Origin of the sequence: Flavobacterium sp. KBS0721 (genome assembly GCF_002007065.3) — a bacterium.
GTDB lineage: Bacteria > Bacteroidota > Bacteroidia > Flavobacteriales > Flavobacteriaceae > Flavobacterium > Flavobacterium piscis.
In genome coordinates, this window is sequence record NZ_CP042170.1 from 2,290,479 (window position 1) to 2,311,428 (window position 20,950).

Below are 20,950 nucleotides of genomic sequence, written 5' to 3' on the forward strand. Positions count from 1 at the left end.
CGACAGTATTGCGAAAGTATAGAATATCTTTTTGAGTTTTAGAATTAATTTCTTTCTTATGAAATCAGGATTTGCGTGAGGGATAGAGGCGGTATAAATTGTTGGATTTTGGATTTTGATATTTTAGATTTTTCAATATTAAAAGCTTCTCTCATTAGAAATATGATATTTTAGACAGAGGCTTTTAATAAGAATCTAAAATCAACAATCTAAAATCTAAAATTTCAGAAAAAAGTATATCTTTAACCAACCCAAAAAAACAAAACCAATGCAAGAAAACGACCAGGAACATTTTAAAAGAGAACTCGGATTATTAGACGGAACTATGCTTGTGGTAGGTTCTATGATAGGATCCGGGATATTTATCGTGAGTGCTGACATCGCCAGACAAGTAGGTTCTGCAGGATGGCTGACTCTGATTTGGCTCATTTCAGGCTTGATTACTATTATTGCCGCAGTGAGTTATGGCGAATTAAGCGCGATGTTCCCCAAAGCTGGAGGACAATATGTTTATTTAAAAGAAGCCTATAATAAGCTAATTGCTTTTTTGTACGGCTGGAGTTTTTTTGCTGTAATTCAAACGGGAACGATTGCTGCCGTAGGTGTGGCTTTCTCTAAGTTTGCATCTTATCTTTATGAACCTTTTAGTGATGAAAATATTTTGTTCGAATTGGGTTCTTTTAAACTTAATGCCGCTCAGATTGTTTCGATCTTAACGATTGTTTTGCTAACTTTTATTAATAGCCGTGGTGTTAAAAACGGAAAAATTTTGCAAACGGTTCTAACAATTATCAAAATTTTATCGTTGTTGGGGTTGATCGTTTTCGGATTAACATTGGCCGCAAAAGCTTCGGTTTGGGATGCCAACTGGGCAGATGCCTGGACAACACGTTCGTTTAATAAAGATACTGGTTCGTGGCTGCCAATTAGCGGAACGGCTTTGATTAGCGGAATTTCGGCTGCGATGGTTGGATCTTTATTTTCTAGTGATGCCTGGAATGGTGTAACGTTTATTGCAGGAGAAATTAAAAACCCGAAGCGTAACGTTGGTTTCAGTTTGTTTTTAGGAACTTTTATTGTGACTATTATTTATGTTTTGACCAATTTGATGTATTTGGCAGTGATTCCGTTAGACGAAATTGCAACTGCAAAATCTGATAGAGTAGCGGTTGTGGCTTCACAATATATCTTTGGTAATATTGGAACACTGATTATTGCCATTATGATTATGATTTCGACTTTTGCGTGTAACAACGGATTAATCATGGCGGGTGCAAGAGTATATTATACAATGGCAACGGATGGTTTGTTCTTTAAAAAAGCAGCTGTTCTAAATAAATTTAGTGTCCCTTCATGGGCTCTATGGGCGCAATGTATTTGGGCTTCGGCTTTGTGTCTAACAGGGAAATACGGAGATTTATTAGATTTCGTAATTATCATTGTTTTGATTTTTTACATCCTGACTATCTACGGAATCTTTATTTTGCGTAAAAAAATGCCAAATGTAGAAAGACCTTACAAAGCTTTTGGATATCCGTTTTTGCCATTACTGTATATCGTGATTGCAGCGGCAATTTGTATTTCGTTATTAATCACCAAATTCTCGACTTGTGGTTGGGGCGTTTTGATTATGCTAACTGGAATTCCGGTATATTACTTGACGAAATCAAAAGGAGAATAGTAAAAAAGATACTAAGGTTCTGAGGTACTAAGTTTCTGAGCTTTTAAAAATAAAGAAAAATGCCTTGTTTTTAGCAAGGCATTTTTTGTGCTCTATTTTTGAATAATAAAAAATCGGTGTTAACCCGTTTAATCTGCCAAATCTGCGGGCTAAAAAATCTCGTACGGAAAATTAAACTTAGAGTCTTTGTGCCTTAGTGGCAAAAATAACAGGGCCAAAAAAAACACTACAATTTGCCAAAGCAAAAAATGTAGTGTCTTAAATGTAAATAATCTAATGAATGTTAGTGACAATTATGCCATTTCAGTCTCAAGAGAAGATTTTATAGATGAATTAATAATAGACAAAGTAAGCGGATCTGATTCTCCGGAGAAAAAAGCTTCTAATACCTCCTGAAATACAGGATTGGTGTTTTCTACCAAAGAGAAAAGTGTCATAGAAGAACGTAATTTACGCGCATCCAGATCTCCTAAAATTCCGTCAGCTGATTTTCTTCTAAAAGTTAAAAATAGCTCAGAAATTTCTATAAGATGTTTTCCAAGAATGGGATGTTCAAGGAATTCGGTAGCTTCTTTCAGATCGTTAATGGCGTAATAATTCGCAGTATCGCTCTTACCCAATCCTTTAATCTGAGGAAAGATGAACCACATCCAGTGAGTCTCTTTTTTTCCTTTTTTGATTTCAGAAAGAGCAGTAAGATAAAGTTTGTTTTGCGCATCTAAGAAACGCAATAAATCATTGTTTGAGTGAGCCATTGTGGTAATGTATATATAAAAAAAGGTTGCAAAAGTAGTAAAAAAGATAGGTTCTGCCTAATAAAAGGTTCATGTACTGAGTATTTTAACTTTTAGAGGAGGAATTTTCCTCGTCGTTTTCTAAGGAAAAAAAACTCATTTTGAGGGATTTATAATCATTCACTTCGATTAGTTCTTCTAAAGGTTAAATTAATTCTGGGCAATACATTTTTGGCTGTTTTAGGGACATGATGCTGCCAAAAACTATTGGTTGTTCCTGCCATTAATAAAAAGGATCCGTGATGCAAAGGAATCTCTATTTGCGGAATCTCTTTTCTAAATTTATGACGGAGTTTGAACATTCTGGTTTCGCCAAAAGTGACCGAAGCAATAACCGGGTTTGGTCCTGTATTGTGCTCTTTGTCGCTGTGCCAGCCAACGCCATCATTTCCGTCTCGGTATAAATTTAGGAGAAGACTATTGAAATCAAGCTGTGTTTCTTTTTCGACCCTTCCTCTGATAGTCAATAATTCATAAGTCCAGTCAGGTCCGTTTTGGTCTGCACCGGGATTATCCTTGTCTTCATACCAGGAAATCATTCGGGGAACTGTATAGGTTTTATCATAAATTTCCATTTCATATTCTCTCCATTTGGTCTTGTGGAGTATTCTTTCGTAAAAGCGATCAGATTCTTCTTTAGTGAAGAAATTATCAATCAAAATAAGTTCTGCGTCAGGCAGGTCAAATACTTTTTTTCCTGCTAAACCTGTGGCAAATAATTCGGTATCGCTAAATAGTGTCATTGTTTGATTATTTTGTGTCAATTTCAATCCATACCGGAGCATGGTCGCTTGTTTTTTCCCATCCCCGCACATGGCGGTCAACTCCTCCTGAAATTAGTTTTTTTGCTAATTGCGGACTTAATAAAAAATGATCAATTCTAAGTCCTGCGTCCCGCTCGTAAGCTTTTCTGAAATAATCCCAAAAAGTATAAATTTTCTCATTAGGATATAAAGTTCGAATCGCGTCTGTCCATCCCTGAGAAACAATAGCTGCAAAAGCTTTTCTAACTTCGGGTAGAAAAAGAGCATCGTTTACCCATTTTTCCGGTTTATAAACATCCAGTTCTGTTGGCATCACATTATAATCTCCAATCAATATTACCGGAACTTTTAAACTCAAAAGCGTTGCTGCACGATCAGCCAGACGACCAAACCATTTGAGTTTATATTCTAATTTTGGCCCCGGGGCAGGATTTCCGTTTGGGAGATAAAGACATGCAATTACAATTCCGTTTATCAAAGCTTCGATATAACGACTTTGAACATCTTCTTCATCTCCCGGAAGCACGCGCGTTACTTCCTCAATCTCCATATTACGCGCCAGAATCGCAACGCCATTCCATTGTTTTTGTCCGTGCCAAATCGCGTTGTAACCGGCATCATTAATTGCTTTAACAGGGAAATTGTCCTGTTGCGCTTTTAATTCCTGAAGGCATACAATATCCGGAGTGGTTTCTTCAAGCCATTTCAATAAAACATTCAATCGTCCGTTGACTCCGTTTACGTTATAAGTTGCTATTTTCATAGTAGATTTAATTAATTTGTATCATTAAATTTACAGCTTTTTGCGCCTTTATATTTACACAACTTCATATTCTTATTTCAGAAACTGTTTGTTAAAGAATACTTTACGCGGATTTTTTTCTGCGTAAGCAAAAATCAATTGCACAATGTATTGATTGCTTTTATAAGGCGTAGCATAATTTTTTACTTCTAAAGGATCTGTAATTGCAACATCTAACGGAATATATCCCATACCATAAAAATGACCATTTTCGATCCAGATACAACTGCGTTCTTGAGATGTTCTTCCTTTTTCTATAATCGCAAAAGTGGGTCTGTTACCCAATAAAAATTCAATAGCATTATCGACTTGCTCATTGTGAATTGAAACTTCCGGCAAATCTGTTATATCACTGTTTTTAAATATTTCTCCGTCTTCAGGTCTTAAATATTTGCAAAATCGATAATCAATTTCAAATTGTTCTGCCAGGCTTCGCAATGTATTTGTTCCTTCATGTATACTGCTGAAATGCTCAATGCACGACTGAAATTTATTGAGTTTCCCGATTGCCAGATATTTATATCCGTTGCGGGCTTCATATTGATACAATCCGTATTTCGGTTCAAAACGTTTTAATGCTCTGTTGTAAGTGGGCCAAAGGTGCTTGATTTCGGTACATTCTAAAAGTAGCGCCATTAATTCGTTCCCACAGACTTCAAAAGAAATGGAATGTATATCTCTTAAGAAATGCTGTCTTTGCGGATTGATCTTATGACCGCTAAAATGAGAGGCAACGCGTTTTTTTAAGTTGATGGCTTTTCCAACATAAATTACCTTTTTGACTTCATTATAAAAATAATAGACACCTGGTTTTTCCGGTAAATTATTAAAATCTTCTGGCGGAAGGTTAGGCGGTAAACGCTGATCCTGTGAGGTGTTTTTGATCATTTTTTCGATATGACCTTCATCATCCCATTCGAGTAATCGCGAAAATAATATAGCTGTAGCTGCTGCATCACCACCGGCACGATGCTGGTTTTCTAAAGGTATATCTAATGAATTGCAAAGTTTTCCCAAACTGTATGATGCAAAACCGGGTCTGATTTTTCGTGCCGCACGAACGGTACAGAGTTTTCTCGCTGTCCATTTAAAACCTGCTTGTTCGAGTTGATGGCGAACGAACGAATAATCAAAGTTGACATTATGGGCAACGAAAACACGATCAGTAAGCATTTCCAACACTTTATCTGAAATATCATCAAAGATGGGCGCATTAGCCACCATTTCATTATTGATTCCTGTTAGGGCAAAAATCGCAATTGGAATTTCTTTTTCCGGATTCACAAGCGTTTCATAACGTTCGATCACGTTTTCTCCGTCATGAATGATGATCGCAATTTCTGTAATGCGGCTGCCACTGGCGTTTCCTCCGGTGGTTTCGATATCTACTATGGCGTATTCTTGCTTTTTCATCTTATTTATATAACGTAAAACAGATTGTTATTCTTGTCAAATCTTTCAATTATGTGTTTTGAAATTTCATTCGATGTCTCGGTAAATTAATTTCATGTCCTTGCGGATAGGGTTCCCGATGCGTAGGGCTCACATCTTCTTTGATTAAACGTTGTGTTTTATATTGATCTTTGGCATCCATATAACGCGGATCGGGAATAAAAGGCATCTTGGCCATTTTGGTAATCGTGATCGTCGGGAAATGATAATCGACCTCGACAGTTCCTAAAAGCAGGTAACAACCTCCGCCCTGAAAAGGAAATTGTGCCAGACAATCCGGAAAATGTGCTGTATCAAAATAAGTACCTTCATGATCGATCCAGGTTCCGAAATACATATTGCCTTTTTTGGTGGGAACTTGTTTTCTGGAAATCAAATACGCCAGCATACGCACTTGTTTTTTATGATGAACTACTAAATCTTTGGCCATAATATCGCCACGATGTTTGGTTTGAAGCAAATCAAAAACGGTACAGGATACGGGGAAACTTAAAAGTTCGATTTCATCAAAAGCATCTTCATATAAAGAACGTTCTAAAGTGGGCAGCTTATATTCTTTAACGGGTTCCTGCAGCAGCATCAAACTTCTGTTTTCGGGTTTGAAATTATTTAAGAGCAAACTCGCAATAACCAAAAGCTGATTTTTGGTTTTTCCTGTAAAACGAAAAGCATCTATAAAAATCAGGATTTTCATGCTCTCAATTCCAATCGGAATTCGGTTAATGAAATCTTCCAAAGAAAGAAAATCTCCATTTTTCTCCCGATCTGATTCGATTAAATGAGCTGTTTTAGATTCTAAACTCTGTAAATGCATAAACCCCAGATAAATATCAGTTCCATACACCGTAGTTTGAAATTCGCTTTTATTCACACACGGGTTATGAATTGTTCCGCCAGACATTCGGGCTTCGTGTATATACACTTCGGTTCTGTAAAAACCGCCCTGATTATTGATTACCGCTGTCATAAATTCTACAGGATAATTGATCTTGAGATATAAACTCTGATAACTTTCGACAGCATAAGAAGCAGAATGTGCTTTGCAAAACGAAAACCCGGCAAAAGATTCAATCTGGCGGTAAATTTCCTGACTAAGCGTTTCAGGATGTCCTTTTCTGGCGCAAGACGTAAAGAAATTATCTTTTACTTTTTGTAAAGCTTCTAAAGAACGTCCTTTTCCAGACATGGCACGACGCAATATGTCGCCATCGGCGGCGGGAACGCCTCCGTAATGCTGAGCAATTTTAATAACATCTTCCTGATACACCATAATCCCGTAAGTTTCGCCAAGATGCTCCTTAAAAACCTCATGAAAATACTCGAATTGATCCGGATAATTATGTCGAAAAATATATTCTTTCATCATTCCGGATTGAGCAACTCCGGGACGAATGATGGAAGACGCGGCAACTAAAATTTTATAATTATCGCAATTCAATCGGCGTAATAATCCGCGCATCGCCGGGCTTTCGATATAAAAACAGCCAATCGTTTTGCCTTGTGCCAAATGAACATTGCATACTGCTTCATCTTTAGAAATGGAAGTATCACGAATATTTAATTTAATTCCACGGTTTTTTTCGATCAATTTTACACTATCATCGATATGTCCAATCCCGCGTTGGCTCAAAATATCGAATTTATCAAAACCAATTTCTTCCGCAATGTGCATGTCAAAAAGCACAATTGGAAAACCTTTTGGAGGCATTTCAAGTGGCGTGTAATTGGTAATGGGTTCTTCAGAAATAATGATTCCACAAGCGTGCATACTTCGCTGATTCGGATATTTATGCATCATTTTGCTATATTCCTGAACCAGTTTTACAATAGAATTGGTTTCGTGTAACTCCTCAGGGTTTTTAGCCAGCATGTCTAATTCTTCTTTTGGAAGACCAAAAACTTTTCCGACTTCCCTAAAAATAGAGCGGTGTTTGAACTCGACATTGGTTCCACAGAAAGCAACATGATCACGACCGTATTTTTCGAAGATATATTCTAAAATTGTGTTACGTTCTTTCCAGCTCCAATCGATATCAAAATCGGGAGGGCTTTTTCGATTTAAATTTAAAAAACGCTCAAAATACAGATCAAGTTCAATTGGACAGATATCGGTAATTCCGAGACAATAAGCTATAATACTGTTGGCTCCGCTTCCGCGCCCGATGTGCATAAATCCCTGACTGTTGCTGTATCGGACAATATCCCAGGTAATTAAAAAATACCCACTGAATTCTAATTCTTCAATCACTTTTAATTCTTTTTCTACGCGTTTTTTTGCTACTTCATGATTTTTACCATAACGCAACAATAAACCTTCATGAGCTAATTCAGTCAGTTTTGCAATATCAGTCTGACGGTTTTCGGTATAAAATTTCTTGTTTTTTTTCGTTTTAAAATCATATTGAAAATTACACGAATCAATTATTTTTTGCGTGTTGGCAATGATTTTAGGATAACTTTCATAAAATGGTAAAAGCGATTCTAGCGGGAGCATTTTCTCAGAAGTTTTACAATAATCAGTTTCTGTAAGCCTCGAAAGAATAATATTAGTGTCAATGGCGCGTAGAATTTTATGCAGATTAAATTCTTTTTTATTGCTAAAAGTTACGGATTGCAGCACAACCATTTTCGAAATATTATTTCTATGTTCTGATGTTAAAAGCTTTAAAACTTCATCCGGACGAATTCCGATAAATTCGTTTTCACGAAGAAATTCCGGAGCATTTTCTAAAGTATAAATCACAAAAACCGACTCAAATTCCGGTGCAATCAAAGGCAAGGATTCTCCGCTGAAATTATGATTCGTCAAAAAACGATTCATTTCGCCAAGTCCGCTGGCATTTTTGGCTAAGCCAATGTATCGAAATTCATGATTAGATCGAAATTCCATTCCCACAAGAGGTTTAATTCCTTTGGATTCGCAAGCTCTTATAAAATCGTAAATTCCGGTAACGGTATTAATATCGGTAAGTGCCATAGCTTTTATACCATACAAAACGGCTTGCTCAACGAGTTTATCGAGAGGAATTGTGCCGTAACGCAGAGAATGAAAAGAATGACAATTGAGATACATGATTTATTTGATACGTTTTAAAATTTCATCTTTATTATTAGGCTTAAAAGAAGCTCCGGCACAACGCATTACGGCATCAAAACCATAACGGCTTTTCATTTTATCCATCGCGGCATAAAGTGAAAGCATTTCCTCAGTATCTTCAAAAAGATCAATTTGATACGTTCCGCGAACCAATCCGCTAAAGCGAATACCAATCAGGCGCAATCGCATACGGCGTTGGTACACTTTTTCAAATAACTCCATTACATTTTTGGTCAAAATATGATCTGCTGAAGTATAAGCTATTTTGCATTGTTTGGTTTCGGTATCAAAATTGGCGTAACGAATTTTAACCGTAATGGTCGAGGTTAGCCATTGCTCAGATCGCAATTGAAAAGCTAGTTTTTCCACCATTCCAATCAATATCGATTTTAGCATGATAATATCGATTGTGTCCTGAGAAAATGTATGTTCGGTAGAAATTGATTTTCTTTCGGTATAAGGTTCTACAGGCGTATGATCTATTCCGTTAGCTTTTTTCCAGATATCCAGACCATTTTTACCAATCATTTGCTGTAAAACTTCGGGAGGCATTTCAGATAAAGTCTGAATTTTTCGGACGCCGATTCGGGATAAAAGCTGAAAAGTAACCGCTCCCACCATAGGAATTTTTTGAATCGATAACGGATTCAAAAAGCCTTGTACCTCGTTTTCCGCAATTTGTAAATTTCCTACTGGTTTTCCCTCGCCGGTAGCAATTTTAGAAACAGTTTTATTGACAGATAACGAAAAACTAATGGGTAATCCGGTTTCTTTAATAACAGATTGAGCCAGTTCATTCGTCCATTTATAACTTCCGTGAAATTTGTCCATTCCGGTAATGTCAAGATAGAATTCGTCGATGCTCGCTTTTTCTAACACTGGCGCTTTTTCCTGAAGAACATTAGTAACATCATGCGATAATTTTGAATATAATTCCATATCGCCTTTCATAACTTTGGCTTGGGGACAAAGTTTCAACGCCATATGAATAGGCATCGCAGAACGCACTCCAAAGACGCGAGCTTCATATGAACAAGACGCTACAACACCGCGATCACCACCACCAATAATTAGAGGTTTGCCTCTTAATTCTGAGTTTGTTAGCCTTTCGCAGGATACAAAAAAGGTATCCAAATCCATGTGTACAATCGCCCTTGCCATTTCCTTTGTTTTTGTACAACAAAATTAGTACAGATGATAACATTTTTTTGTATATTTGATGTTCCAAATTATAACAAATTAATTATGTCCTTATTTTCAGACAATATCAGAGCATTGAGGGTTAAGCATAAAATATCACAAGAGAAATTAGCTGAAAACCTTAGAATTACCCGAGGAAGATACGTTAAATACGAAGATGGAACCTCCGAAGCACCGTATGATATTTTAAAGCAGATTGCTTTATATTTTCATATGAGTATTGATTTATTATTGTCTGTCGACATACGTAAAATCAATATAGAAAACTTGATAAAACTGGAGGGTAACAGACTTATTTTACCCATACAAGTAGATAGTTTTGGAGAGAATTATATTGAAATTGTATCTCAAAAAGCAAAAGCAGGTTATCTAAATGGCTATGCCGATCCGGAATATATTGAAAGTTTACAGCAGGTTTCACTTCCATTTTTAGGCCCAGGAAAACATCGCGGATTTCCTGTAGAAGGCGATTCGATGCCGCCACACGAAGACGGTTCTATTATTATTGGTCGCTATGTTGAAAGGTTAGGAGAGGTTATGGATGGAAAAACCTATATACTGATTACTAAAAATGAAGGTATGGTCTATAAACGTCTCAATAAGAACAAAAAGAATGCTTTGGTTCTGGAATCAGATAATCGTTTTTATCCCAATTATGAAGTGAAAGCCTCAGATATTTTAGAAATCTGGGAATACGAATGTAATATAGGAAGAAGCGATAGACGTCATGAACAGACAGAATCGCAAAGTATGAAAGATTTGCTTTTGGAAGTGAAAAGAGAGGTTATGGAGATTAAGAATAATACTTCGAATACGTAATTTTTTCGCCACGAATTCACGAATTTTGATTTAAAATAATTCGTGAATTCGTGGCGAAAAATCTCGATGAAGTTATTCAAAAATCTTTTTAATCCTTTCAATCTGTGGCAAAAAACTAAAACCTTCACATGCTTTGTGAACTGGACTAAAGTCCAGCCCTACAATATAATTTGAGCCTTTGGCTCTTTTTACACTTTTAGCGCAAACCAAAACGTACTTCCTAATCCTAAATTGCTTTCTACGCCAACATTCCCATTCTGCGCTTCAATAAATTCTTTGCTGATCGCTAATCCCAATCCAGTTCCAGATTTTTGACTTCCCGGAACCTGGAAATATTTATCAAAAACCTTGTCTTTATATCTTGCGTCAATTCCTTTTCCGGTGTCGATAACCTGAAATACGATCTGGTTGTTCTCTTTTTTTAATTGAATGACAATCGTACTTTTTTCTGAAGAATATCGAATTGCATTCGACAAATAATTAATCAGAACCCAGCCTGTTTTTTCGCTGTCGGCTTTTACATCTTCCAGGTTTTCCTCAGCATTAATAATCAATTTAATCTGCTTTTGATCGGACTGAACTTTTACAGCTTCTACAGCATAATTTACAATTTCGTGTGGATTGCTTTTTTCGATATTCAACTGAATATTTCCGGTTTCTAATTGTGATAAATTCAGCAATTCGCCAGTGATTTTTAGTAAACGCTGACTATCATCTTTTATACTTTCAACCAATTGTTTTTGATCGTCGTTCATGTCGCCGGTTTTGGTATTTTCAAGCAATTGTAGACTTAGTTTTATAGACGCAATAGGCGTTTTTAATTCGTGTGAAACTGTGGCAATAAAATTGGTTTTGGCAAAATCAAGTTCTTTAAAAAGTGTAATATTTCGCAGAATAATCACATCGCCAATATTGATTTCTTTTTCTTCGCCTGTTGGAATTATCGTAATATTGAGAATTTCTTTTTCAAAATAACTTTCCTTTCCGTGTGCGTAAATTTTAAGCGGTTGCTTTTTAGGAGAATCATTTTCTTCTTTTACAATCAAAGAACGAATTAAATCATTAGACAAGGCTAGAGTAGAGGCCGATTTCCCAACAACATCTTCCAATTTCATTCCGATAATCTTCAGTGCTTCATCATTCACAAACAAAATAATTCCGTCATTATCCAATCCAATAATAGGATCATTCATATTATTGATAAGCGTTTCAAGTCGTTTCTTTTCGAAAAACAACTTATACAAATTACTATCATTGTATTCTTGAAGTTTTTGCGCCATCGTATTAAACGATTTTGCCAAATCACCATATTCGCTGTGACTGGTAAAATGGACGCGTTCTGAATAATTCTTGTTTGCAATTTCCCTAATACTTTGCGTTAATTCCTTAATAGGGTTTGCAATGTTATTCGGCAGATTAACCAATAAGTTAAACGCAATCAAAAAGCATAAACTTCCCACAATGGCAATCCATAAATTGGCATTTTCGGCGGTATGTTTCGCAATATCGCTTTTCTGTTTTATAGCATCCAGATTAAGTTTCATAATCGCAAAAATATCCTGTCTGATTTGCGTTTTTATGGTTTCATCGGAACTGTTTTTTTCTAAAAGTGAAAAATCATTTTCAAGTTTAGCCGTTGCTTCTTTTTCTCCTGGTTCCGTAACATTTTGCGTTTGTTTTTCAAGATATTCCTTGAAAACAGGAATCTTATTATCGGGACTTTCTTTGATTTCATCCAAAGACAAAATCATATTTCGCGAATATTCCAGCGTATTATAATTCGCTTTCAGAATATTCTCCGTGTCTGCTTTTATCAAAAAAACAGAATAGCCACTCACTAACGAAAGTATGATGATCATCAAAAATAACAATCCAACACCCAGATTCAATTTGGTTTTAATTCTCATTTTATAAAACATTTATTTTTTTTCACCATATAAGTGATATAAGGAAATATAACAATGCGCAATAGTGGCAAAGAATAGAAAATATAAGAAAGTTTGTGACCTTGCTACAAGCAAAAACTTATATGAACTTTGCGTAAACCTTTGCGAACTTTGCGGTTAAATTCAACGCCCCTAATTAAAATGAACTTATATAACTTATATGGTTTAAAATTTAAGACAGAATAACAAGGTCCACGTTAGATAAAGACAAGCGATTTAATAAACGTCTGAAAATCGTTGTAGACAAAATTACTTTAAATAAATTCAAATGCGGTTTCCCGATGCATACAGTTGTAATTTGTTTTTCTTCTACCGCTATTAAAATCGCATCGGCAATATTTTTATTTTCTAATTTGATAACTTCTGCGCCGAGTTGTACGGCCAGTTTAAAGTTATTAATTAAATGTCTTTGTTTGTCTAATGCAATTTTGGTACTGCTTTCTTTTGGTGTTTCTACATACAAAACATACCAGCTTCCATTATAATAACTCGCAAGACGCGCCGCTTTTCGAATCACAATTTTAGCTGTTTTATCGTTACTGCTAATACAGGCCAAAAGTTTCTCATGACGTAAAGCGTGCAGTTGAGGTACTTCATTTTCGACTTTTCGAACCACTTGGCTTGCCACTTCTTTCAGAGCCAATTCCCGCAATTGTAAAATTTGTTCAGATTTAAAAAAGTTCGTTAAAGCCGTCTGAATTTTATCAGCCGTATAAATTTTACCTTCCTTCAAACGTGCAATCAAATCTTCCGATGTCAAATCGATATTTACCACTTCATCCGCCAGACGCAAAACATTATCCGGAATTCGTTCCTGAACGTCAATATTGGTAATCCGTTTTACATCTTCATTTAAACTCTCAATATGCTGAATATTAACCGCCGAAATTACATTGATTCCCGCATCTAAAATTTCTAAAACATCTTGCCAACGTTTTTCATTTTTGCTTCCTTCAACATTCGTGTGTGCCAATTCATCAACAATTACAACTTCAGGTCTGAGGTTAATAATTGCCTGTACATCGAGTTCTTCCAGCTGTTTTCCTTTATAGAAAATGGTTCGCCGTGGAATCACAGGCAAACCAGCTAAAAGCTCATGCGTTTCCTTCCGCATATGTGTTTCGATGTAACCAATTTTTACATCAATTCCATTCTTCAACAACGAATGCGCTTCCTGAAGCATACGAAAAGTCTTCCCCACACCGGCACTCATCCCAATGTAGATTTTAAACTTTCCTTTCCGTGATTTCTGAATTAAATCGAGAAAGTGCTGTGCGTTATTTTCTTTTTTCTGTTCCATATGGTTTTGCCACGAAGGCACTAAGACACTAAGTTTTTTTAGCCACAGATTTCACAGATTCAATTGATTTTTTTTCGCCACGAATTCACGAATTTTTATTTAGAAATGGGATAAATTATAATTCGTGAATTCGTGGCGAATAAATCAACACAAAGAGATGTAAAAATCATTTTAATCTGTGCAATCTGTGGCAAAATAATTTTTTAGAAAGAAATCGCCAGCGAAGTCGTTACAAACGTATTCGTATCCGTTGGAAGATTATCTTTTGTAAATATTTCATCTTTACTTGAAAGATTTCTGGCTTCAATTCTAAACATAACATTATCAGTAACTAAGTAATCAAAGTTAGCTGAAAATCCGTAAGTTTTAAAACCATTTGGCGTTTCTGTTGCGATGATTACGCCTTTTTCATCACTATAATATTCGCCTCTTACTGCAAGCTGAATTTTGTCAACTGGTTTGTATTGTAGAATCAAGACAGGCGAAAACCAAGTGTTGTATTTGCTACTGTTTTTAGCCGATTGTTGCGAACCAACATCAAAACCAGCCGTAATATTTGTTTTTTCGGTTACTTTAAATTGTCCGTAAAAGTTGTTGAAATAACGCCACTTTTTATCGATATCCGGTTGTTCATTTCCAACGTAAGTACTCCAGTTCAAAACCACTTTATCCGTTGGCTTATAGGTAATTTGCGTTCCAAAAGCAGGCGTATGATTTCCGTCAACTTTCTGGATACGTTGCCAGCCGTTTAAATACATTCCGGCCAAATACCATTCTCCAGATTCAGAGGTGTAGCCAATTTTTACTCCCGCTTCATAATAAGGAGAATTCTCAGCCAAAATGCTTCGGGTCAAAGTTGGACAATCTTTTCCGATCGCACTTTCAAAACCAATATGTGCCGGCATAATTCCTGCATCAATCCACAAATTATGGTTTTGCGAAATCTTCACACCAACATTGGCTTCATAAACATTTTTCAATAAATCCTGCTCAGCCGACATATTGTATTGCGCATAAGTTCCGGCCATCAAAGCAAAATTTCCACGAATATTATCTCTCGTATAATTCACTTTTGCCATACCTAAATTCAGGTTTACTTCGTTGCTTCGATTATAATTGTAAAAAAATCCCGGGCGTGTATGATTGTCTGGTTTTCCAAAATCATAACTGTAATATGTTTCTACGTAACCTGAAAATGTTAAAGGACTTTTCGATTCTTCCTGTGCGTGTAAATTGCTAAAACCGAAAGCGATTAAAGCAGTAAGTATTATTTTTTTCATTTTTGTTTGTCATTGCGAGGAACGAAGCACTCGAGCGCCAGCGAACTGAGCGTAAGCTAATCTCATCCTCATTAATTTATTTAATAGATTTTTGGGGTAAAAAAGGCGTATTAATTTTTATTAGTAGTTTTTTAAGGAGCTATTTCCTGCTGTTCCTTCCAATCTTTTGTGCCGAACCCCGGCACAAAAGGATTTTCCCTCCCATCAGGGCTAGGGCACTCAGGGTAAAAGGACGTTTTTCGCTCTAATTCCCATCTAGTTGTCATTCCGACGGAGGAGGACACGAACGATAGTGAACTGGCGAAGCAATCCCCGCAAGAAACTCCTCAAAAAAACTCGCCAATCTTTGTCGAGCTACTCGTGGAGATTCCTCCTCCGTCGGAATGACAAAATGGACGAAAATCTTTATCATACCTACAAGGTTTTCAAAACCTTGCAGGAGAAAAACCTTAGAACCTTAGCGACTCAGCACCTCAGAACCTTTTCCAGAAAGTTCATCAAGCGCCATATTCAATTCCAAAACATTAACCGTTTCAGGACCAACAACAGCCGTATTAATTTTAGATTCAACCAAAGCTTTTACTTTAGCTTCAGCTAATTTTCGTTCTTTGGCAACACGTTTTACCTGAATCAAAGCACCTTGCGGAGAAATATTCGGATCCAATCCACTTCCTGAAGCCGTCACCATCTCTGAAGGGATCTCAGATTTTTTCAAATAAGGATGAACAAGTAAAAGTGTATCAATTCTTTTCTGAACCAAAGCCAAATAATCAGCATTGCTTGGGCCTTTGTTACTTCCGGCACTTCCGGCGGCATTATAATCTACAGCTGAAGGTCTTCCCCAGAAATAATTTGATTTATCGAATTTTTGACCAATTTTTTGATAGCCAACCACTTTTCCGTTAACAGAAATGGTTTCTCCTTTTCCGTGATTCGGAGCCATTTGTGCAATTCCATAAATTGCAAGAGGATAAATAACTGCAAACAAAATTAAAGTAAGCAGTGTCAATTTTAATAGTGAGAATATATTTTTCATTTTTTTCTTTTTAGAGGTTCTAAGGGACTAAGGTTCTGAGGGACTAAGAAAAAACTTAGCACCTTAGCACCTCAGAACCTTAGCAACTTTTATTTACATAAATAAGGCAACAAGTAAATCAATCAATTTAATCCCGATAAATGGAATAATCAATCCGCCTAAACCATAGATCAAAAGATTTCTTTTTAGGATTGCACTCGCTCCGATTGGTTTGTAATCAACACCTCTCAATGCTAATGGAATCAAGATCGGAATGATAATCGCGTTAAAAATTACCGCTGATAAAATGGCACTTTCCGGACTATGCAAATGCATAATATTCAAACCTTGAAGCGCAGGAATCGCAGTAATAAAAAGAGCAGGAACAATAGCAAAATATTTCGCAACGTCATTTGCAATAGAAAAAGTAGTTAAAGTTCCACGAGTCATTAAAAGCTGTTTTCCAATTTCAATAATCTCGATTAATTTCGTTGGATCATTATCAAGATCGACCATGTTTCCGGCTTCTTTGGCCGCTTGCGTTCCACTATTCATGGCGACACCCACATTCGCTTGCGCAAGGGCAGGAGCGTCATTCGTTCCGTCTCCCATCATGGCAACTAGTTTACCAAGATTTTGTTCATTTTTGATGTAATTCATTTTATCCTCCGGTTTTGCTTCGGCAATAAAATCATCAACACCGGCAGCTTCGGCAATAAACTTAGCCGTAAGCGGATTATCTCCAGTAACCATTACCGTTTTTACACCCATTTTTCGCAATCGGTCAAAACGTTCTTTCATTCCGGGTTTAATAATATCCTGCAATTCGATAACGCCCTGAACCTGATTGTTTTTTATGACAACCAACGGCGTTCCTCCATTGGTAGAAATAGCAATTACTTTTTGTGCAGTATCTTCTGGGAAACTATTTCCTGCCTGAGCAGCAATGTTTTTTGCAGCATCCTGAGCACCTTTTCGAATATTAGTTCCGTCTTTTAAAACAACTCCGGAAGTTCTGGTTTCTGCGGTAAATTTGATTAAAGTAGCACCTTCAATTGATAATTTATTGGCAGTTTCGGCTCCTGCCAGTTCCACGATACTTTTCCCTTCCGGAGTGTCATCTGCTAATGAACTTAACACAGCAGATTTTATAAAATCTTCTTCTGAAACGCCTTTAGTTGGATAAAAACTGGTTGCTTTTCTGTTTCCGATAGTGATGGTTCCGGTTTTATCCAAAAGCAATACGTCAATATCACCGGCAGTTTCAACGGCTTTTCCAGATTTTGTAATTACGTTGGCACGCAATGCTCTGTCCATTCCGGCAATACCGATAGCAGAAAGTAACCCACCAATTGTTGTTGGAATCAAGCAAACAAAAAGAGCAATAAAAGCCGCAATCGTGATGGGTGCATTTGCATAGTCGGCAAACGGTTTTAGCGTAACGCACACAATCACGAAGATTAAGGTAAATGCGGCTAATAAAATGGTTAAGGCAATTTCGTTTGGAGTTTTCTGACGGCTTGCACCTTCAACCAAAGCAATCATTTTATCTAAAAAGCTTTCGCCAGGTTCAGAAGTTACAATTACTTTAATTTTATCAGATAATACTTTTGTCCCTCCAGTTACAGATGATTTATCGCCTCCGGCTTCCCGAATTACAGGAGCACTTTCTCCCGTAATGGCACTTTCATCAATAGTTGCCAAACCTTCGATAATTTCACCATCGGTGGCAATTAAATCGCCAGATTCACAAACGAAAATATCTCCTTTTTTTAATTCAGACGAACTGATATTTCTGATTTCTCCGTTAGGTAAAATTTGTCTTGCCGGAGTTTCTTCGCGTGTTTTTCTTAAACTATCGGCTTGTGCTTTTCCTCTGGCTTCAGCAATAGCTTCGGCGAAATTGGCAAACAAAAGCGTTGCTAATAAAATGAAGAACACAATTAAATTATAAGTAAAACTGCCCTGATCTGTAGCTCCCATTAAAATGGAAACACAAACAGCAAACATAATAGCAGTTCCTATTTCTACGGTAAACATTACCGGATTTTTGATCATCAATTTTGGATTCAACTTGACAAAAGATTGCACTAGGGCTTCTTTTACCTGTTTGCTTTCAAACAATGATGCGGATTTATTAGTTGTCATTTTTAGATTATTTTAAAGTAAAGTACTCCGCTAAAGGACCAAGTGCCAAAGCTGGAAAGAATGATAAGGCAGCAATAATTGCGATTACGGCAAAAACCATAATTCCGAAAATCGTAGTATCAGTTTTTAAAGTTCCTGCACTCTCCGGAATGTATTTTTTGTTAGCTAATAATCCGGCAATTGCCAATGGTCCAATAATCGGAATGAAACGGCTTAACAGCAACACAATTCCTGTAGTGATATTCCAGAAGGGGTTATTATCTCCTAAACCTTCAAAACCAGAACCGTTGTTGGCAGCGCTCGAAGTATATTCGTATAACATTTCCGAGAATCCATGATTACCAGGATTGTTTAGCCAGCCTGTTGCGTTGCCACTAAACCAATAACCCATTGCAGTATCATGTGCAGCAAAATAAGAAGCTATGGCTGTTCCTGCTAAAATCAATAATGGATGAAGAATCGCAATAAAAGCAGCAATTTTAACTTCCCGTGCCTCGATTTTCTTTCCAAAAAATTCAGGAGTTCTACCTACCATTAATCCGGAAATAAATACTGCCAGAATAATGAAAATATAGAAGTTCAGGATCCCAACACCACAACCTCCGTAAAAGGCATTAACCATCATAGCTAGCAATTGCATAGCTCCGGAAATCGGCATAGAACTATCGTGCATGCTGTTTACAGAACCGGTAGAAATTACAGTTGTAGCAATACTCCAGAATCCTGAAATCGCTGGACCAAACCGAACTTCTTTTCCTTCCATCGCTCCGGTTGCCTGAGCAATTCCCATTTTTTCTATGGCTGGATTTCCGTTAAGCTCACTGACAACAGTTGGAATGACAAGGAGTAAAAAACCAATTGTCATTACTCCGAAGATTACGTAGGATAGTTTTCTTTTCTTTAGATAAAAACCTAAAGCAAAAATCATAGCAAATGGAACAATCAATTGTGCCCATAATTCAACCGCATTAGTAAAATAAGTAGGGTTTTCTAATGGATGTGCTGAATTGGCTCCAAAAAAACCACCTCCGTTTGTACCAATATGTTTGATAGCAATAAACGCTGCGGCAGGACCGCGTGAAACTTGTACTGAATCACCCTGTAAAGTGGTAATGGTATCTTTTCCTTCAAACGTCATAGGAGTTCCGCTAAATAATAGAGCAACTGCTACAATAGCTGAAAGCGGTAACAAAATACGAGTACAACTTTTGATGAAATAATTATAAAAGTTACCCAGTTTATCTGTGGTTCTTTCTTTCATTGCTGTAAAAATCATTGCAGCAGCGGCCATTCCGACACCAGCAGAAACAAATTGCAGGAACATCAAAACCATTTGAGATAAATAAGAAACGCCGGTTTCGCCGGAATAATGCTGTAGATTACAGTTTACTACGAATGAAATAGCCGTATTAAATGCTAAATCGGGTGTCATTGACGGATTGTTATCGGGATTTAAAAACAACGATCCCTGAAAAAGCAAGACAAAAAAGCAAAGAAAGAACCAAATCATGTTCACACTCAAAAGTGCTTTTAAATGTTGTTTCCAGTTCATTTCTTCAGTAGAATTGATACCACTAATTTTAAAAATAAATTTTTCAATTGGATTGAAAATCGGGTCAAAAAGGGTTTTATCTCCTAAATAAACTTTAGCAATATATTTTCCTATTGGAATGGCTAAAACTATCGAAATGATAAAAATGCTAATGACACCAAATAACTCTGTGTTCATATTTTGTTTGTTAGAAATTAAATAAAATTTGGGCTTTTATAAAAGCGCGATAAGCGTTACAAAGGCTAATGTCCAAGCCACAAAAACATATAATAGTAGCTTTTTTCCTGACTGTGACTTTTTCATTTTTTTAGAATTTTTCAGGTTTGATTAATACATAAACCAAATAACCAAAAACAGCGATAGAAATAATAAATAGTGCAGTCATGATTTAGATTTTTTCAAAGAATTCAACTGATTTAAAACAAATGGCAAAAAGCACAACGGCCAATGCGAGTAAAAGAAAAGTGATCATAATTATTTTAGATTTTAGAGTTCAGATTTTAGATTTTGTTTATGCGATTAAACAATTAACCGATTAAACTTTTACACGCCTGAAGCATTAATCTGCTTGATATATTCTGCTTTAAGCGTTTGTGGGAAAAGATGTGAAATGTTGCAGTGACGAACTTCCATAAAAGAAGAAACGGAGAAAACATACACATTAGAAATAGCATTTTTAGTTTCAATGCTTCCGCTAATGAATAGACGTTCGGCAAGTGCCAGACATTTTTTGGCACGAACAATATTTCCAGAAATGATTGATTTTTTGGTTATCTCGGCAAAGCGTTCGGCTTGTTTGTAGATTGAGTTTACTTGATTTTTCATGAGAATGAATTTTTATGTTCTTCCTCCTTATGCCAAAATATGTTCCGAAAAAGTTGAGGTATAGCTAAAGTGCTGTCAATAAAAGGAATGTAGTTTTGTGCCAAAAAAGATGCATAAAAAAAGCCTATCATAATGATAAGCTTTTATTGAAATGATATGATATTTAATTTTAAAATTTAAGTCCCAGCGGGACGTCATGTTTATAGAAAATTACAACGTTCGATAATAAAGCCCCATCGGGGCGGCATGTTTTAGATTGAAACAAACGTTAGAAT

16 protein-coding genes are annotated in these 20,950 nt (G+C 36.4%); 2 read left to right on the top strand and 14 right to left on the bottom strand.

Features of this window, described 5'->3' with window-relative positions; genetic code table 11:
- Positions 1-268 precede the first annotated feature (268 nt).
- Positions 269-1,681, top strand: coding sequence for an APC family permease (locus B0M43_RS10085; RefSeq protein ID WP_078008479.1), 1,413 nt, complete (start codon positions 269-271; stop codon positions 1,679-1,681).
- A gap of 293 nt (positions 1,682-1,974) precedes the next feature.
- On the opposite strand, the gene B0M43_RS10090 is transcribed toward B0M43_RS10085, so the two are convergent.
- The 6 genes from B0M43_RS10090 to dinB all read right to left on the bottom strand — a co-directional run bounded on the left by B0M43_RS10090 (position 1,975) and on the right by dinB (position 9,751).
- Positions 1,975-2,436 (bottom strand): DUF1810 domain-containing protein, encoded by a 462-nt coding sequence (locus B0M43_RS10090; RefSeq protein WP_065448365.1) that lies wholly within the window; start codon positions 2,434-2,436, stop codon positions 1,975-1,977.
- A gap of 155 nt (positions 2,437-2,591) precedes the next feature.
- A complete protein-coding gene (locus B0M43_RS10095; RefSeq protein WP_065448366.1) occupies positions 2,592-3,218 on the bottom strand; it encodes an alpha-ketoglutarate-dependent dioxygenase AlkB in 627 nt (208 codons plus the stop codon).
- Between the two features lie 7 nt (positions 3,219-3,225).
- Positions 3,226-4,002 (bottom strand): exodeoxyribonuclease III, encoded by a 777-nt coding sequence (gene xth, locus B0M43_RS10100; RefSeq protein WP_078008478.1) that lies wholly within the window; start codon positions 4,000-4,002, stop codon positions 3,226-3,228.
- Positions 4,003-4,074: 72 nt separating this feature from the next.
- Positions 4,075-5,454: an exonuclease domain-containing protein gene (locus B0M43_RS10105; protein WP_078008477.1), complete on the bottom strand. Its 1,380-nt coding sequence runs from the start codon at positions 5,452-5,454 to the stop codon at positions 4,075-4,077.
- A gap of 49 nt (positions 5,455-5,503) precedes the next feature.
- Positions 5,504-8,566, bottom strand: a complete 3,063-nt coding sequence (locus B0M43_RS10110; protein ID WP_078008476.1) for a DNA polymerase III subunit alpha — start codon at positions 8,564-8,566, stop codon at positions 5,504-5,506.
- A gap of 3 nt (positions 8,567-8,569) precedes the next feature.
- Entirely contained in the window at positions 8,570-9,751 is a 1,182-nt protein-coding gene (gene dinB / locus B0M43_RS10115) for a DNA polymerase IV (RefSeq protein WP_078008475.1), read from the bottom strand.
- Positions 9,752-9,835: 84 nt separating this feature from the next.
- On the opposite strand from dinB, the gene B0M43_RS10120 reads away from it, so the two are divergent.
- Entirely contained in the window at positions 9,836-10,609 is a 774-nt protein-coding gene (locus B0M43_RS10120; protein WP_078008690.1) for a LexA family transcriptional regulator, read from the top strand.
- 188 nt (positions 10,610-10,797) lie between these two features.
- Here B0M43_RS10120 and B0M43_RS10125 read toward each other — a convergent pair whose 3' ends face one another.
- The 8 genes from B0M43_RS10125 to B0M43_RS10160 form a co-directional block, all read right to left on the bottom strand.
- Positions 10,798-12,516 carry an ATP-binding protein gene (locus B0M43_RS10125; RefSeq protein ID WP_078008474.1) on the bottom strand — a complete coding sequence of 573 codons (1,719 nt, stop codon included), beginning with the start codon at positions 12,514-12,516 and terminating at the stop codon, positions 10,798-10,800.
- Between the two features lie 211 nt (positions 12,517-12,727).
- Positions 12,728-13,855: a histidine kinase gene (locus B0M43_RS10130; RefSeq protein ID WP_078008473.1), complete on the bottom strand. Its 1,128-nt coding sequence runs from the start codon at positions 13,853-13,855 to the stop codon at positions 12,728-12,730.
- Between the two features lie 203 nt (positions 13,856-14,058).
- Positions 14,059-15,135: a porin gene (locus B0M43_RS10135; protein ID WP_078008472.1), complete on the bottom strand. Its 1,077-nt coding sequence runs from the start codon at positions 15,133-15,135 to the stop codon at positions 14,059-14,061.
- A gap of 457 nt (positions 15,136-15,592) precedes the next feature.
- Positions 15,593-16,171: a K(+)-transporting ATPase subunit C gene (locus B0M43_RS10140; protein WP_078008471.1), complete on the bottom strand. Its 579-nt coding sequence runs from the start codon at positions 16,169-16,171 to the stop codon at positions 15,593-15,595.
- Between the two features lie 93 nt (positions 16,172-16,264).
- Complete coding sequence (gene kdpB, locus B0M43_RS10145; RefSeq protein ID WP_078008470.1) at positions 16,265-18,298, bottom strand: potassium-transporting ATPase subunit KdpB; 2,034 nt, start codon at positions 18,296-18,298, stop codon at positions 16,265-16,267.
- 7 nt (positions 18,299-18,305) lie between these two features.
- Positions 18,306-20,027 carry a potassium-transporting ATPase subunit KdpA gene (kdpA, locus tag B0M43_RS10150; RefSeq protein ID WP_078008469.1) on the bottom strand — a complete coding sequence of 574 codons (1,722 nt, stop codon included), beginning with the start codon at positions 20,025-20,027 and terminating at the stop codon, positions 18,306-18,308.
- A gap of 130 nt (positions 20,028-20,157) precedes the next feature.
- Positions 20,158-20,235: a K(+)-transporting ATPase subunit F gene (gene kdpF, locus B0M43_RS10155; protein WP_072975519.1), complete on the bottom strand. Its 78-nt coding sequence runs from the start codon at positions 20,233-20,235 to the stop codon at positions 20,158-20,160.
- Positions 20,236-20,393: 158 nt separating this feature from the next.
- A complete protein-coding gene (locus tag B0M43_RS10160; RefSeq protein WP_078008468.1) occupies positions 20,394-20,675 on the bottom strand; it encodes a hypothetical protein in 282 nt (93 codons plus the stop codon).
- Positions 20,676-20,950: the final 275 nt, after the last annotated feature.